Here is a 15,743-nt window from a genome sequence, read left to right on the forward strand (position 1 = left end):
CCGCCTGTCGCGTGCCCTCACGCTCGGCACGGCCGGGCGCTGGTAGCGGTAGGGCATGCTGCACACATCCCGGCGCCGTATGCGTGCCGCCCTGCTGGCCGGCGCGTCGGCCACCCTCATCGCCGCGACCGTGCCCTCGCCCGAGCCGCTCGGCATCGGCGACCGGCTCTTCCCCCAACTGGGCAACCCCGGCTACGACGTTCTCGAGTACGACATCGCCCTCGCCTACGAGGGTCGCAACGACCGGCCGCTCGAAGCCGTCACGAAGATCGACGCCTGGTCGACCCGGGGACTCGACCGCGTCAACCTCGACTTCACCCACGGCACGGTCCGCTCGGTCATGGTGAACGACATCCCGGCCGACTTCGCCACCGCCGGCGAGGACCTCGTCATCGACCCGCCCGCGAACATCCCCGCCGGCTCGCGGATGCGGATCACCGTCACGCACACCAGCGACCCGCGGGGGCCGAAGGACGCCGGCGGCTGGGTGCGTACCGGGGACGGTCTGGTGATGGCCAACCAGGCGGACGCCGCGCACCGGGTCTTCCCCTCCAACGACCATCCGTCCGACAAGGCGTACTTCACCTTCCGTGTCACCGCGCCGCCGGACGTCACCGTCGTCGCCAACGGCCGGCGCGTCGCCAGGGCCGTGACCGACAGGCAGGCCTCGTGGGTCTACCGCACCGGCCACCCCATGGCCACCGAACTGGCCCAGGTCTCCCTCGGCCGGTCGACCGTCGTCGAGCGCCAGGGCCCGCACGGACTGCCCCTGCGCGACGTCGTCCCCACCGCCGACCGTGAGGCGCTGGAGCCCTGGCTGAAGAAGACGCCGGGCCAGATCGCGTGGATGGAGAAGAAGGTCGGCCGCTACCCCTTCGACACTTACGGTGTGCTGGTCGCCGACGCCGAGACCGGCTTCGAACTGGAGACGCAGACACTGTCGCTCTTCGAGCGCGCCCTGTTCATGTCGGGCACCCTCCCCGAGTGGTACGTCGACTCGGTCATGGTGCACGAGCTGGCCCACCAGTGGTTCGGCAACAGCGTCTCGCCGCGCACCTGGTCCGACCTGTGGCTGAACGAGGGCCACGCCACCTGGTACCAGGCGCTGTACGCCGAGGAGAAGGCGCAGCAGCCGCTCGAGACCCGGATGCGGCGTGCCTACGAACTCTCCGACGGGTGGCGGGCCGCGGGCGGACCCCCGGCGGCGCCCGCGGCGGCCGCGCCCGGCAAGAAACTCAGCATCTTCCGGCCGGTCGTCTACGACGGCAGCGCGCTGGTCCTGTACGCGCTGCGGCAGGAGATCGGCAAGACCGCCTTCGAGCGCCTGGAGCGCACCTGGGTCCAGGAGCACCAGGACGCCACGGCGACCACGGAGGACTTCACCCAGCTCGCATCCAGCATCGCGGAGCGTGACCTCTCGGCGTTCTTCCAGGGCTGGCTCCACGGCAAGAAGACACCGGAGATGCCGGGACACCCCGACTGGCGCAGCCAGGCCGTCCAGGACGGCAAGAGCGGCAAGAGCGGCGCCGAGGCCGGTCGCCACTGAAGGGCGCCGGAAATCAGGGTGACGGTCCCGGACGGCCCGTGCGACCATCAGCAGGTCGGCGCGGCTGCCGGGGCCGGAACCCCCTCGGGGAATCTTCCGCGGCATTCACGCGTTGTTCATGGCACCGGAGCAGTCCGGCACTATGCCGGCGGGCCGCTCCTCACATCGACGTAAGGATCCAATGACCTCCTCTTCATCCCCTTCCCAGGAAAAGCAGAGCTTCGCGGAGACGCGCGCCGAGAGCCTTCGGGCCGATGCCCTGATGGAAGAGGACGTCGCCTGGAGCTACGAGATCGACACCGAGCGGGACGGCGACCAGCTCGACCGCTCCGAGCGTGCCGCGCTGCGGCGAGTGGTGGGCCTCTCCACCGAGCTCGAGGACGTCACCGAGGTCGAGTACCGGCAGCTGCGACTCGAGCGCGTCGTGCTGGTCGGCGTCTGGACCTCGGGGACGGTGCAGGACGCCGAGAACTCCCTCGCGGAGCTGGCGGCCCTCGCCGAGACGGCCGGTGCGCTGGTTCTCGACGGCGTCATCCAGCGCCGCGACAAGCCGGACCCGGCCACGTACATCGGTTCGGGCAAGGCGCAGGAGCTGCGCGACATCGTGCTCGAGACCGGTGCCGACACCGTCGTCTGCGACGGTGAGCTCAGCCCCGGCCAGCTGATCCAGCTCGAGGACGTCGTCAAGGTCAAGGTGGTCGACCGGACCGCCCTGATCCTCGACATCTTCGCCCAGCACGCCAAGTCCCGAGAGGGCAAGGCGCAGGTGGCACTGGCGCAGATGCAGTACATGCTGCCCAGGCTCCGAGGCTGGGGTCAGTCGCTGTCCCGTCAGATGGGTGGCGGCGGCAGCGGCGGCATGGCCACCCGCGGTCCCGGTGAGACGAAGATCGAGACGGACCGGCGCCGGATTCGCGAGAAGATGGCGAAGATGCGCCGTGAGATCGCGGAGATGAAGACCGGCCGCGACATCAAGCGCCAGGAGCGCCGCCGTAACAAGGTGCCTTCGGTCGCCATCGCCGGTTACACCAACGCGGGCAAGTCGTCCCTGCTCAACCGCCTCACCGGCGCCGGTGTCCTGGTGGAGAACGCACTGTTCGCCACTCTGGACCCGACCGTCCGGAGGGCCGAGACCCCGAGCGGCCGCGGATACACTCTGGCCGACACCGTCGGGTTCGTACGCCACCTGCCGCACCACCTGGTCGAGGCGTTCCGTTCCACCATGGAGGAGGTCGGGGACTCCGACCTGATCCTGCACGTGGTCGACGGGGCGCACCCGGCACCGGAGGAGCAGCTGGCGGCCGTGCGCGAGGTCATCCGCGACGTGGGCGCGGTGGACGTGCCCGAGATCGTGGTGATCAACAAGGCGGACGCTGCCGATCCGCTGGTGCTGCAGCGCCTGCTGCGCGTCGAGCGGCACGCGATCGCGGTGTCGGCGCGGACCGGCGCGGGCATCGACGAGCTGATGCGGCTGATCGACTCCGAGCTGCCCCGGCCGAAGATCCAGATCGAGGCGGTCGTGCCCTACACCCAGGGCGGGCTGGTCTCGCGGGTCCACGCCGACGGCGAGGTGATCTCCGAGGAGCACACCACGGAGGGCACGCTGCTGAAGGCACGGGTGCACGAGGAACTGGCCGCGGCCCTGTCCCCGTATGTGCCCGCCGCGCACTGACCCGGGAGCCACCGGCTTCTGAACACGGCGAAAGGCCCGCCCCCGGTTGAACTCCAGGGGCGGGCCTTTCGGCTGTTCACACGGTCGCCGGGTCTACCGGCCGGCGAACTTGTCGCTCATCATCGTGTAGATCTGCTGGGCGTCCGCGTCCAGCCGCGGACCGGCCAGCCAGCCCGAAGTGACCGGGCCGATGGACGTGTTGGAGACCAGCGCGAGCTTGCCGTTCGGCTGCTCGGAGAACCAGCCGCCGCCGGACGAGCCGCCGGTCATGGTGCAGCCGATACGCCACATCGTCGGAGTGCCGGGAGCGATGGACAGCCGCCCGGGCCGGTCGACGCACTTGTGCATGAGCGCCCCGTCGTACGGCGGCGCGGCCGGGTAGCCCCAGGCGCCCATGGCGCGGATGTCCTTGGCCTCGGGGGCGTCGAAGTCGATGTCGAGGGCGACGCCGACCGTCTCCTCGAGGGACTTGGTGCCCTGCTCGGGCTTCACATGCATCACGGCGTAGTCGTACGGAGCGCCGGTGCCGCCGGTCGGGCCGCCCTCGTCGATCCACCCGCCGGAGGTCGCCACCCAGTCGGCCCAGTAGACGCCGTACGGCGCGATCTCCTGCGGCTGCGCGTTCTCCAGTGCGGCGGGGGACTTGCCCTGGTCGTTGTAGGCGGGGACGAAGGCGATGTTGCGGTACCAGCCGCCGCTCTTGCCGGCGTGGACGCAGTGGCCCGCCGTCCATACGAGATTGGACTTGCCGGGGTTCTTCGGGTCCTTGACGACGGTCGCGGAACAGACCATCGACCCTTCGGGAGCGTCGAAGAAGACCTTGCCGACCGGGGCGGCGTTCTTGTGGTACGGCCGCTTCTCCGGCTGTGCCCGGACCGGGCGAGGTTCGGGGTCGGTCACGCCCTGGTCGCCGGAGATGTCACCGGCCGCCATCGTCTTCGCCGGTGCCTTGGCCGTCGTCATCCGCTCGGGCTTCCACAGGCCCTCGATCACCGGGTTGACGAAGTCCTTGGCCTCACGCAGCCACGTGTCCTTGTCCCAGTTCTTCCACTCGCCGTTCTTCCACTTGTCCGGGTCGATCCCGCGCTCCTTGAGTCTGTCGGCCAGGTCCCCCGGAAGCGCGGCCCCGCTCTCGTCCGCGGCCGGGCCGGAGGCGGCCGGTTTGTCGGCCGCGTTCTCCTCACCCGGGCCGCAGGCGGTCGCCGTCAGGGCGAGAGCCGTAGCGAGGCCGGCGGCAGCCAGCAGTGGACGTATGGATCGCATGGAACGATTCCCCCTGAGAATTCTGTACGTGCCACGGAAGCATTGGGCGCTTGCCATGGACTTGTCATGGAAAAAGGCGGCCGTCAGTGGCCGCCTCACGCTGCGGCACCACTTTAGGCTCTGCTTACGGACGATCAGCCGTCGCGGTCCTCAACTGCACGGATTCTCCACGAGCGTGTGAGGCGGGGCCGCGCGGCCGGAGAAGCGAGAGCGGCGCGGCGCGGGGTGCGGGGCGTGCAGGAGGACGAAGAACTGGGGCCCCGACCATCATCACGGCCGGGACCCCGGTTGCGGATCGGTTGACGCGGACGCCTCTGTGCCCGGACGTCCTACCGTCCCGTCACTGTCCCTCCACTGCCGCGCGCATCACAGCGCGGCAGAACGTGTCTGAGGACATCACTGCGTGTCAGAGCGCGTCACTGCCCCGCGAACTTCTTGCTGACCGCGTTGTAGACGCCTTCGGCCTCCTTGCCGAGGCGCGGACCGGCCAGCCAGCCGGCCGTCACCGGGCCGATGGAGGTGTTGGAGACCAGGGCCGGCTTGCCGTCCTGGCCCTGCGCGACCCAGCCACCGCCGGACGAACCGCCGGTCATGGTGCAGCCGATGCGGTACATCGTCGGCTCCTCGGCGTTCAACGACAGCCGGCCCGGCTTGTCGGCGCACTGGAAGAGCTTCTGGCCGTCGTACGGCGGAGCCGCCGGGTAACCGGTGGCGGTCATGCTCTCGATCTCCGGCACGGCGGGGGCGCTGAAGTCGACCGGCAGGGCGGAACCGACCGTCTCCTCCAGGGACTTGCCGGTGCTGCCCTTCTCCGGGGTCACATGGATGACGGCGTAGTCGTACGCCGCGCCCTGGCCACCGGTCGCGGCGCCCTGGGAGATCCACTGGTCGGAGGTCTGGGCCCAGTCGCCCCACCAGACACCGTAGGGAGCGATCTCCTCCTTGGGCGTCTTCTCCAGCTCGGCGGTCTCCTTCGCCCCGTCGTTGTAGGAGGGGACGAAGGCGATGTTGCGGTACCAGCCGCCGCTCTTGCCGGCGTGCACACAGTGGCCGGCGGTCCACACCATGTTGGACTTCCCGGGGTTGGCCGGGTCCTTCACCACGGTCGCGGAGCAGACCATCGAACCCTGCGGGCCGTCGAAGAAGACCTTGCCGGCCTCCGCGGCGTTCGCGTGGTACGGGGCCTTCACGGCCTGTGCGTCGACCGGATCCGGTGCGGGGTCGGTGACACCTTCGTCGCCCGAGATGTCGTTGTCGACGGGCTTCTCCGGGGGCTTGTCGGCATCCCGCATCCGGTCCGGGTCCCAGAGGTCCTCGATGATCGGGTTGACGAAGTCCTGCGCCTCACGCAGCCACGTGTCCTTGTCCCAGTTCTTCCACTCGCCGTTCTTCCACTTGTCCAGGTCGATCCCGCGCTCCTTGAGCCGGTCCTTGAGATCGTCCGGAATGGTGATTTTGCCGTCGGCGGGCTGACTGGCCGGCGCGCTCGGCTTGTCGCCGGCGTTGTCCTCGCTCGGGCCGCATCCGGTGGCGGCAAGCGCCAGCGCCGCGGCCATCGAGGCCACTGCCAGCGTCGGGCGAATGGGTCGCATCTCTTGATCCCCCTGGGACTCCGGTGCTGCTGAACTGTTGAACTGCTCTGTCGTGCTCAGGTCTTACAGGTCTTACAGGTCTTGTTCGGGTGTTACAGGTCTTGCTCAGGTCCTACTCGGGCCGGACTCTGTGGAACTGCCGGAATCGCGCAGGAACTTCCTGACGAGCAAGTTCCCGGCTGCTCCGTGGCACTCGCGGACCGGAGTGCGGCCCCCACTATGCCGGTGCCGATGGTGACGGCGCGCAGCAGGTCCATGGTTCCGGAGCCGCAAGGATCTTCCGGTCGGCCCGTGATCCCCGGCGCCCCGCGTCGTTGGTACGTGCGGGGGAACCGTCGACACGACGACAGCCTTCAGTGCCGGTGCGCCCCACGCGAGTTCCGTACCGATGCGCAACGCAACTGTGACAGCCGGAGGACGAACAGCCGTGGCCGTGACCGAACCCGCTCCGGTGGCGCCGACCGCAGCTCACGAGGGGATTCTGCGGAGACAGTCGCTCCGTGAGTCGGCTGCCCGCACCTATGCGCGCTCACTGCCCATCGTGCCGGTGCGTGCCAGAGGGCTGACGATCGAGGGCGCCGACGGCCGCCGGTACCTCGACTGCCTCTCCGGCGCGGGCACCCTGGCCCTCGGGCACAACCACCCCGTGGTCCTCGAGGCGATCAAGAAGGTCCTCGACTCCGGCGCGCCGCTGCACGTTCTCGACCTCGCCACACCCGTCAAGGACACCTTCACCACCGAGCTGTTCGCCACGCTCCCGCGGCCACTGGCCGACGACGCGCGCATCCAGTTCTGCGGCCCCGCGGGCACGGACGCCGTGGAGGCCGCCCTCAAGCTCGTGCGGACCGCCACCGGACGCAGCGGCCTTTTCGCCTTCACCGGCGCGTACCACGGCATGACGGCCGGGGCGCTCGAAGCCTCCAGCGGCGCCGCGGACGTCCGGGTCACTCGCCTGCCGTTCCCGCACGACTACCGCTGCCCCTTCGGGATCGGCGGCGAGCGCGGCGCCGAACTCGCCGCCCGCTGGACCGAAAGCCTCCTCGACGACAGCAAGAGCGGAGTCCCCAGGCCGGCCGGCATGATCCTCGAACCCGTGCAAGGGGAGGGCGGAGTGATTCCCGCCCCCGACGACTGGCTCCGCAGGATGCGAGAGCTCACCGCGTCCCGCTCCATTCCGCTGATCGCCGACGAGGTGCAGACCGGCGTGGGACGTACCGGTACCTTCTGGGGCGTCGAGCACAGCGGAGTCGTACCGGACGTCATGGTGCTGTCCAAGGCCATCGGCGGGTCCCTTCCGCTCGCCGTCATCGTCTACCGCTCCGGACTCGACGCCTGGCAGCCCGGAGCCCACGCGGGCACCTTCAGGGGGAACCAGCTCGCCATGGCAGCGGGCGCCGCCACCCTTGCGCACGTTCGCGAGAACCGCCTCGCCGAGCGCGCCGCGACGCTCGGCGCCCGCATGATGGCCAGTCTCCAGGGGCTCGCCGCGGCCCACCCCTGCATCGGAGACGTACGCGGCCGGGGTCTGATGATCGGCGTCGAACTGGTCGACCCCGACTCCATGGCACCGGACGCGGTCGTCCCGCCTCCGGCGCCTCAGCTCGCGGCGGCCGTACAGCGGGAGTGCCTTCGCCGCGGTCTCATCGTCGAACTCGGCGGACGCCGGGCCGGTGTCGTGCGCCTGCTCCCTCCTCTCACCCTCACCGACGAACAAGCGGCGGCCGTCCTCGACAGATTCGCCGATGCCCTGGCCGCCGCAGAGCGCTCCACCGAAGGCCGCACCGACCACAGGCAGTCGCACTGACCCCGGACCACGTCACAAGGAAGCCCTCCGTGAACCCCACTCCCGCACCCGATGCGCCCGAGTCCCCTGACGGCCCCGCCGGCCACCACCGCGAGAAGGGCGGTACGAGCGGCTCCCTCACGGTGGAGCCCGCCACCGTGCCACGTCAGGCCGGGCGCCTCGACGAACAGCGCGGCGGTGCAACGGCCACGCCGACGCACACCGGCTCCTCCCCTCGCCACGACCGCCCCGGCGCCGCGGCGGACGACCCCGACCGCCTCGACCCGGTGGTCCGCCCGGGCCTTCTCGACCGCCTTGACCAGAGGGACGGCCCGGACCTCCCCGTCGCCGTCGACCGGGCGGCCCGCCCGGACCGCCGCGACCTCGGCCGGGTGGCCGGCCAGGACGGCTTCGGTGACCGTGCCCCGGCGGACGGCCCGGACCATCTCGACGACCTCGATGAGCGCCGCGCCGCGGACACGGCGACCGTGGAGAACCTGCTGCGCTGCTGGGTGCGGGAGAACGACCTGGCCCGCCCCGAAGGACGCACCCTGCGGATCCCCCTCGACGCCAGCGGCACCGCGCTGCTGGTCCCCGTCCGCTACTGGTCGGCCACTGGATGGCACCGCTTCGGACCTCCCGCCCTGGAGGGCAGCACGCATGAGGCCGTCCGGGCCGACGCCGTGACCGTCGCCGCGCTTCTCGGCCGCGAGGCCGGACACAAGGAGGGCAGCGATCTCGTGGCCCGGGTCGCCGACTCCGTGCGGCGCACGGCCGACTTCATCGCCGACCGGCGCCGGCGCCCCACCGCCCCGCCCGAGGCGGACCTGTTCCTCACCGCCGAGCAGTCGCTGCTGCTCGGTCACCCCCTCCACCCGACGCCCAAGAGCCGTGAAGGACTCTCCGAGGCCGAAACGCGCAGCTACTCGCCCGAGTTGCACGGCTCCTTCCCGCTGCACTGGATGGCTGTCGACACCTCGGTCCTGGCCGCCGAGTCGGCCTGGACCGAACAGGGCCGCGCCGTCACAGCCGAACAGCTCACCTCCCGTCTCGCGGGGGACCTCCCGCTTCCCGACAACACCGCCGCCCTCCCGCTGCACCCCTGGCAGGCACAGGACCTCACGAAGCGCCCGGCCGTCGCCGCGCTCCTGGACGCCGGCCTCCTGCATGACCTTGGTCCCCATGGCGACCGCTGGTACCCGACCTCCTCCGTCCGTACGGTGCACCGGCCCGGCGCCCCGGCCATGTTCAAACTCTCCCTCGGCCTGCGCATCACCAACTCCCGCCGGGAGAACCTCCGCAAGGAACTGCACCGCGGAGTCGAGGTCCACCGGCTGCTCCGCTCCGGTCTCGCCGAGCAGTGGCGGGCCGCGCACCCCCGCTTCGACATCGTGCGCGACCCGGCCTGGCTCGCCGTCGACACCCCGGACGCCGAACCCCTGCAGGGACTCGACGTCGTGATCCGCCACAACCCCTTCGGCCCCGGCGACGACGCGGTCTGTGTCGCGGCACTGACCACCCCCCGGCCATGGCCCGGACGGGTGGGCATGTGCTCCCGTCTCGCCGTCACCGTCGAGCACCTCGCGGCCCGTACCGGCCGGCCGGTGACCGCGGTGGCGGCCGAGTGGTTCCTTCGCTACCTCGACCATGTCGTGCGCCCCGTGCTGTGGCTGGACGCCACAGCGGGCATCGCCCTCGAGGCCCACCAGCAGAACACGATCGTGCTGCTGGACCCCGACGGCTGGCCGGCCGGTGGCCGCTACCGGGACAATCAGGGCTACTACTTCCGCGAGTCCCACCGCGATCGCCTCGACGCCCGCCTCCCGGGCGTCGGGACGGACAGCGACACCTTCGTGTCCGACGGTGTCACCGACGAGCGCTTCGCCTATTACCTCGGCATCAACAACGTCCTGGGGCTGATCGGCGCCTTCGGGGCGCAGCGCCTCGCCGACGAGCGCGTCCTGCTCGCCGCCTTCCGGCAGTTCCTCTCGTCCACGGCCGGCATGGGCACATCGCTGCCCGGTCAGCTGCTCGAGACACCCACGCTCCGCTGCAAGGCCAACCTGCTCACCCGGCTGCACGGACTCGACGAACTCGTCGGCCCCGTGGACACCCAGTCCGTCTACGTCACCATCGTCAATCCCCTCCGGTCTTCCTGAGGCACGGCAAACCCGACACCGCACCGCCCGACACCGCACCGCGAGAGGAGTACGCCGCATTGCCTCCCACCGATGCGCACACAGACAGCGGGCCCGGCCCCGCTCCTGGCCCGGGAGGAGGAGCCGAGGACACGCTCGACCTGCGGCTCCCGGACGACTTCCTCGCCCTGTTCCACGACAACGACCACGCTCTCCTTCCGGAGTCGGCGCGTGCCCGCCCCTGGTCGACGACCGGGGGCGCCACCGCCAAAGACCTGCTCGGCGACCTCGCCGAGTGGGGCCCGGCGGCCACGCCCGCCGGCGCCTTCCGGCTCGTTCCCGTGGCCCTCGAACGTGATCTCGCCCTCATCGTCCGATGGATGAACGACCCTGCCGTCGCCGCCTTCTGGGAGCTGGCGGGACCCGACTCCGTCACCGCCACGCACCTGCGTGCACAACTCGAGGGCGACGGCCGCAGCGTCCCCTGCCTCGGCGTCCTCGACGACACACCCATGAGCTATTTCGAGATCTACCGCGCCGACCTCGATCCTCTCGCCCGCCACTATCCGGCGCGTCCGCACGACACCGGTGTCCACCTGCTCATCGGTGGCGTCGCCGACCGCGGCCGCGGCGTCGGCTCCACCATCCTTCGAGCCGTTTCCGGTCTCGTGCTCGACAACCTGCCTCTGTGCACACGAGTCATCGCCGAACCGGACCTGCGCAACACCCCCTCCGTCTCAGCCTTTCTCAGCTCCGGCTTCCGTCTCTCCGAGGAGATCGACCTTCCGGACAAGCGAGCCGCCCTCATGGTCCGCGACCGCGCGCTGCGGAACCTGCTGTGAACAACTCGCTGACTTACATACACCGCTCGATCCGCATCGGTTCCACCTGAGGAGTCCCCGTGCCGAAATCCCCTGCCAGCCACGGCTCCGTCCCCTTCGTCCCGCCCGGCCTGACCAGCGGGAACTGGGACCGGGCAGCCGCTCGCCTGCTCGCCAAGATGCTCGGTGAATTCGCGTACGAGGAGATCATCGAGCCGGTCCCGGCCGAGCCGGACCACGCGGCACCGACGGCCTGCGGCGACCTCTACGCCCTCCCCGTCGACGGGACCGGCGTGTTCACGTTCCGGGCACGGCGCGGAGCCTACGGAAGCTGGCGCATCGCCCCCGACTCCGTGGAGTGCGACGGCCGCCCCTTCACCGACCCGCTCGCCTTCCTCGCACGGGCGAAGGACCTGCTCGGCCTCGACGGAGCCACGCTCGGCCACCTGCTGCGCGAAATGTCCGTCACCCTGACCGGTGACACCCGCCTCGACGGCACCGCACTGAGCGCCGCCGAGCTCGCGGATCTCGACTACGCCGATCTCGAAGGCCACCAGACCGGCCACCCCTGGCTGGTCCTCAACAAGGGACGTATCGGCTTCTCCGCCACCGACGCCGCCCACTGGGCTCCCGAAGCCCGCCGCCCAGTACGCCTTCCCTGGATAGCGGTGAAAACCGGGCTCGCGGCCTACCGCGCGGTTCCGGGGCTCGACCGTGCCGAGGACCTGTACAGCCGCGAGCTCGACGAACCGACCCGTGAGTCCTTCGCCGCCGTGCTGCGCGCCAGAGGCCTCGACCCCTCCGCGTACCTGTTCCTCCCGGTGCACCCCTGGCAGTGGGACGAAGTGCTGCTCCCCCTCTACGCGCCCGCGGTGGCACGCGGTGAGATCGTTCCGCTGCCCAGCGACGGCGACCGGCGACTGCCCCAGCAGTCCATCAGGACCTTCGCGAACATCGACCGGCCCGACCGCCACACCGTGAAGCTGCCGCTGTCCATCCTGAACACGCTGGTGTGGCGGGGACTGCCCACCGAGCGGACCCTCGCGGCGCCCGCCGTCACCTCGTGGGTACAGGGACTGCGCGACGCGGACCCCTTCCTGCGCGACCAGTGCCGGGTCATCCTCCTCGGCGAGGTCGCGTCCGTGACGGTCGAGCATCCGCTGTTCGACCATCTCGCCGAGGTGCCCTACCAGTACAAGGAACTGCTCGGCTCGATCTGGCGCGAACCGCTCCAGCCGCGGCTGGACGCGGGAGAGCGGGCCCGCACCCTCGCCTCGCTCCTCCACACCGATCCCCACGGCCGGGCGTTCTCCGCCGAACTCGTCGGCCGGTCCGGTCTCGCTGCGACCGTCTGGCTCCAGCGGCTCTTCTCGGCCCTGCTGCCGCCCCTGCTGCATTTCCTCTACCGCTACGGCACCGTCTTCTCGCCGCACGGGGAGAACGCCATCGTGGTGTACGACGACCACGACATCCCGGTCCGCCTCGCGATCAAGGACTTCGTCGACGATGTGAACGTGAGCGCACAGCCACTGCCCGAGCACGCGTCGATGCCGGACGAGGTGCGCCGGATCCTCCTGACCGAGGATCCGGGCTTTCTCACCCAGTTCATCCACTCGGGTCTCTTCGTGGGGGTGTTCCGGTATCTCGCTCCGCTCTGCGAGAAGCAACTCGGTGTCCCCGAGGAGAAGTTCTTCTCGCTCGTACGGGCCGAGATCCTGCGCCACCAGGCCCGCTTCCCCGAGCTCAAGGAGCGCTACGAGGCGTTCGATCTGCTCACTCCTCGTATCGAGCGCCTGTGTCTCAACCGGAACCGGTTGCACCTCGACGGGTACCGCGACCGCCCCGAGCGCCCTCACGCGGCCGTCCACGGCACCGTCCCCAACCCTTTGGCACCGGCCTGATGGACCGCTGCGTGATCCTGTTGTCGGTGGTGCCCCGTAGGGTGGTCGGGCTATGACGAAGCCATCCCTCCCCGAGCTCCTCCACGCCGCCGTGACCGCTGTCGGCGGTGTGGAGCGGCCAGGCCAGGTCACCATGGCCGAGGCCGTCGCCGGTGCCATCGACGACGATTCCCACCTGCTGGTGCAGGCCGGGACCGGTACCGGCAAGTCGCTCGGCTATATCGTCCCCGCCCTCGCCCACGGCGAACGAGTCGTGGTGGCCACGGCGACCCTGGCACTGCAGCGCCAGCTCGTGGAGCGTGATCTGCCGCGTACGGTCGAGGCCCTGCATCCGCTGCTGCGACGCCGGCCCGATTTCGCGATGCTCAAGGGCCGGTCGAACTACCTGTGCCTCCACCGCCTGCACGAGGGCGTTCCGCAGGACGACGAAGACGGCCTCTTCGACCAGTTCGAGGCTGCGGCGCCCACGAGCAAGCTCGGCAAGGACCTGCTGCGCATGCGGGACTGGGCCGACGAGACGGAGACCGGTGACCGGGACGATCTGACCCCGGGTGTCTCCGACCGCGCCTGGAGCCAGGTCTCCGTGTCCTCCCGTGAATGCCTGGGCGCTTCCAAATGCGCCTACGGAGCCGAGTGCTTCGCCGAGATGGCGCGTGAGCGGGCCAAGCTGGCGGACGTCGTCGTCACCAATCACGCTCTGCTGGCGATCGACGCCATCGAGGGCGCCCCGGTGCTCCCGCAGCACGAGGTGCTGATCGTCGACGAGGCGCATGAGCTGGTTTCCCGTGTGACGGGCGTCGCCACGGGCGAGCTCACTCCAGGGCAGGTCAACCGAGCTGTCCGCCGTGCTGCCAAGCTCGTCAACGAGAAGGCGGCCGACGCTCTCCAGACGGCCGCCGAGTCCTTCGAGCGGCTCATGGAACTGGCCCTCCCCGGTCGTCTCGAGAAGATCCCCGAGGACCTCGGCTACGCCCTGATGGCGTTGCGGGACGCAGCCCGTACGGTGATCACGGCGATCGGCTCCACCAGGGACAGGTCCGTCCAGGACGAGGACGCCGTGCGCAAGCAGGCACTGGCCGCTGTCGAGAATGTTCACTCCGTAGCGGAGCGGATCACCCACGGTTCCGAGTACGACGTGGTCTGGTACGAGCGGCACGACCGCTTCGGGGCGTCGCTGCGGGTGGCGCCGCTCTCCGTCTCCGGGCTGCTGCGCGAAAAGCTTTTCGCGGAGCGGTCGGTGGTGCTCACCTCGGCCACGCTCAAGCTCGGTGGCGACTTCAACGGCGTCGGGGCCTCGCTGGGTCTCGCACCGGAAGGCAGCGGGGGAGAGGACGTGCCGCAGTGGAAGGGCCTCGACGTCGGGTCGCCCTTCGACTATCCCAAGCAGGGCATCCTCTACGTCGCCCGGCATCTGGCCACCCCCGGCCGCGAGGGCTCCCGTGGCGACATGATGGATGAGCTGGCGGAACTGGTGGAGGCCGCAGGAGGGCGCACCCTCGGGCTCTTCTCCTCGATGCGGGCCGCGAAGGCGGCCGCGGAGGAACTGCGCGGCCGGCTCGCCAATCCGATTCTGCTGCAGGGTGAGGAGACCCTGGGTGAATTGATCAAGTCGTTCGCCGCAGACCCGGAGACCTGTCTGTTCGGCACGCTCTCGCTCTGGCAGGGCGTCGATGTGCCGGGTGCGGGATGCCAGCTCGTCGTGATGGACCGCATTCCGTTCCCGCGCCCCGACGACCCGCTGATGAGTGCCCGCCAGAAGGCAGTGGAGGAGGCGGGTGGCAACGGGTTCATGGCCGTGGCGGCGACGCACGCCGCACTGCTGATGGCTCAGGGAGCGGGGCGCCTGGTGCGTGCGACCGGGGACCGGGGAGTGGTGGCCGTGCTCGATCCGAGGCTCGCCAACGCGCGTTACGGCAGCTATCTGCGGGCCTCGCTGCCCGACTTCTGGTACACGACGGACCGCAATCAGGTGCGCCGTTCACTGGCGGCCATCGACGAGGTGGCCAAGGCGGAGGGCAAGTAGGGCGGAGGCACATGGCGCCCCCTCATCGCCCGCAGGCGATCAGGCTGCCTTTGCGCGCGCAGGCCACCGCTGGAACGCTCGCTGCCGCACTCATTCAGGCAGGGCAGGACCCCGGGACCGGCGCAGTGGGTCCCGGGGTCCGGTCTGGGCCGGCGGGTGGTTTCACACCCGCCGCAGCACTGCCACCACCTTGCCGAGGATGGTTGCCTCGTCGCCGGGGATCGGCTGGTACGCGGCGTTGTGCGGGAGCAGCCAGACATGGCCGTTCTCCCGCTTGAAGCGCTTGACCGTGGCTTCGCCGTCGAGCATGGCGGCCACGATGTCCCCGTTCTCCGCGACGGGCTGGCGGCGCACGGTCACCCAGTCGCCGTCACAGATCGCCGCTTCGATCATCGAGTCTCCGACGACCTTGAGCACGAAGAGCTCACCGTCGCCGACCAGCTGGCGGGGGAGAGGGAAGACGTCCTCGACGGACTCCTCGGCGAGGATGGGGCCACCGGCCGCGATCCGGCCGACGAGAGGGACGTACGAGGCGGCGGGCTTGCCGGTGGTGTCCGTGGGCTGGGTGCTGGGCTGGTCGGAGCCCCGGACCTCATAGGCCCGGGGTCGGTGCGGGTCCCTGCGCAGGAATCCCTTGCGCTCCAGAGCCATGAGCTGGTGGGCCACGGACGAGGTGCTCGACAGGCCGACCGCCTGGCCGATCTCACGCATCGACGGCGGGTATCCCCTCCGCTGCACAGAGTCGCGGATGACCTCGATGACGCGCCGCTGCCGGTCCGTGAGACCGGAGCTGTCGGCCCGGATGCCAGGAGGTCGACCGGGCAGCGAGCGGCCGGGCTTCGGCCCCTCCGGGGTCGTGGCTGCGTCATTCATGGCATGCACCGACTCGAATCGGCTCTGTGAGCGGTCCTGGGCAGTGATGGTGGCACTGTCTGCGGTGGTGGTCACGTCGGCCCCTCTCGAATGGTCTCCCTAGCTGGACAACGGTAGTTGGTTTCGAAAGG

General features: G+C 70.3%; 10 protein-coding genes. 7 read left to right on the forward strand and 3 right to left on the reverse strand.

The window, feature by feature from the left end; all coding sequences use genetic code 11:
- Positions 1-55: 55 nt before the first annotated feature.
- Together OGH68_RS27650 and hflX are read left to right on the forward strand one after the other, a co-directional pair.
- Positions 56-1,546, forward strand: a complete 1,491-nt coding sequence (locus OGH68_RS27650; protein WP_264247726.1) for a M1 family metallopeptidase — start codon at positions 56-58, stop codon at positions 1,544-1,546.
- Between the two features lie 181 nt (positions 1,547-1,727).
- Positions 1,728-3,218, forward strand: a complete 1,491-nt coding sequence (gene hflX / locus OGH68_RS27655) for a GTPase HflX (RefSeq protein ID WP_264247727.1) — start codon at positions 1,728-1,730, stop codon at positions 3,216-3,218.
- Positions 3,219-3,311: 93 nt separating this feature from the next.
- Here the strand turns inward: hflX and OGH68_RS27660 are convergent, their stop codons facing one another.
- Both OGH68_RS27660 and OGH68_RS27665 read right to left on the reverse strand, forming a co-directional pair.
- Positions 3,312-4,481, reverse strand: coding sequence for a trypsin-like serine peptidase (locus tag OGH68_RS27660; protein ID WP_264247728.1), 1,170 nt, complete (start codon positions 4,479-4,481; stop codon positions 3,312-3,314).
- 416 nt (positions 4,482-4,897) lie between these two features.
- Complete coding sequence (locus OGH68_RS27665) at positions 4,898-6,073, reverse strand: trypsin-like serine peptidase (RefSeq protein WP_264247730.1); 1,176 nt, start codon at positions 6,071-6,073, stop codon at positions 4,898-4,900.
- A gap of 427 nt (positions 6,074-6,500) precedes the next feature.
- Here OGH68_RS27665 and OGH68_RS27670 point away from each other — a divergent pair, with 427 nt between their 5' ends.
- The 5 genes from OGH68_RS27670 to OGH68_RS27690 are packed head-to-tail and all read left to right on the forward strand — an operon-like array spanning position 6,501 to position 14,739.
- The gene (locus OGH68_RS27670; RefSeq protein WP_264247731.1) at positions 6,501-7,877 is read left to right on the forward strand and encodes a diaminobutyrate--2-oxoglutarate transaminase family protein; all 1,377 of its coding nucleotides are present in this window, start codon (positions 6,501-6,503) and stop codon (positions 7,875-7,877) included.
- A 29-nt stretch (positions 7,878-7,906) separates the two neighbouring features.
- The gene (locus OGH68_RS27675) at positions 7,907-10,015 is read left to right on the forward strand and encodes an IucA/IucC family protein (protein ID WP_264247732.1); all 2,109 of its coding nucleotides are present in this window, start codon (positions 7,907-7,909) and stop codon (positions 10,013-10,015) included.
- 59 nt (positions 10,016-10,074) lie between these two features.
- A complete protein-coding gene (locus OGH68_RS27680) occupies positions 10,075-10,836 on the forward strand; it encodes a GNAT family N-acetyltransferase (RefSeq protein ID WP_264247733.1) in 762 nt (253 codons plus the stop codon).
- A gap of 59 nt (positions 10,837-10,895) precedes the next feature.
- On the forward strand, positions 10,896-12,716 hold the full coding sequence (locus OGH68_RS27685) for an IucA/IucC family protein (RefSeq protein WP_413471038.1): 1,821 nt from the start codon (positions 10,896-10,898) through the stop codon (positions 12,714-12,716).
- Between the two features lie 52 nt (positions 12,717-12,768).
- The gene (locus OGH68_RS27690; RefSeq protein ID WP_264247734.1) at positions 12,769-14,739 is read left to right on the forward strand and encodes an ATP-dependent DNA helicase; all 1,971 of its coding nucleotides are present in this window, start codon (positions 12,769-12,771) and stop codon (positions 14,737-14,739) included.
- 162 nt (positions 14,740-14,901) lie between these two features.
- Here OGH68_RS27690 and lexA read toward each other — a convergent pair whose 3' ends face one another.
- A complete protein-coding gene (gene lexA / locus OGH68_RS27695) occupies positions 14,902-15,687 on the reverse strand; it encodes a transcriptional repressor LexA (protein WP_189888369.1) in 786 nt (261 codons plus the stop codon).
- Positions 15,688-15,743: the final 56 nt, after the last annotated feature.

Origin of the sequence: Streptomyces peucetius (assembly GCF_025854275.1) — a bacterium.
Classification (GTDB): domain Bacteria; phylum Actinomycetota; class Actinomycetes; order Streptomycetales; family Streptomycetaceae; genus Streptomyces; species Streptomyces peucetius_A.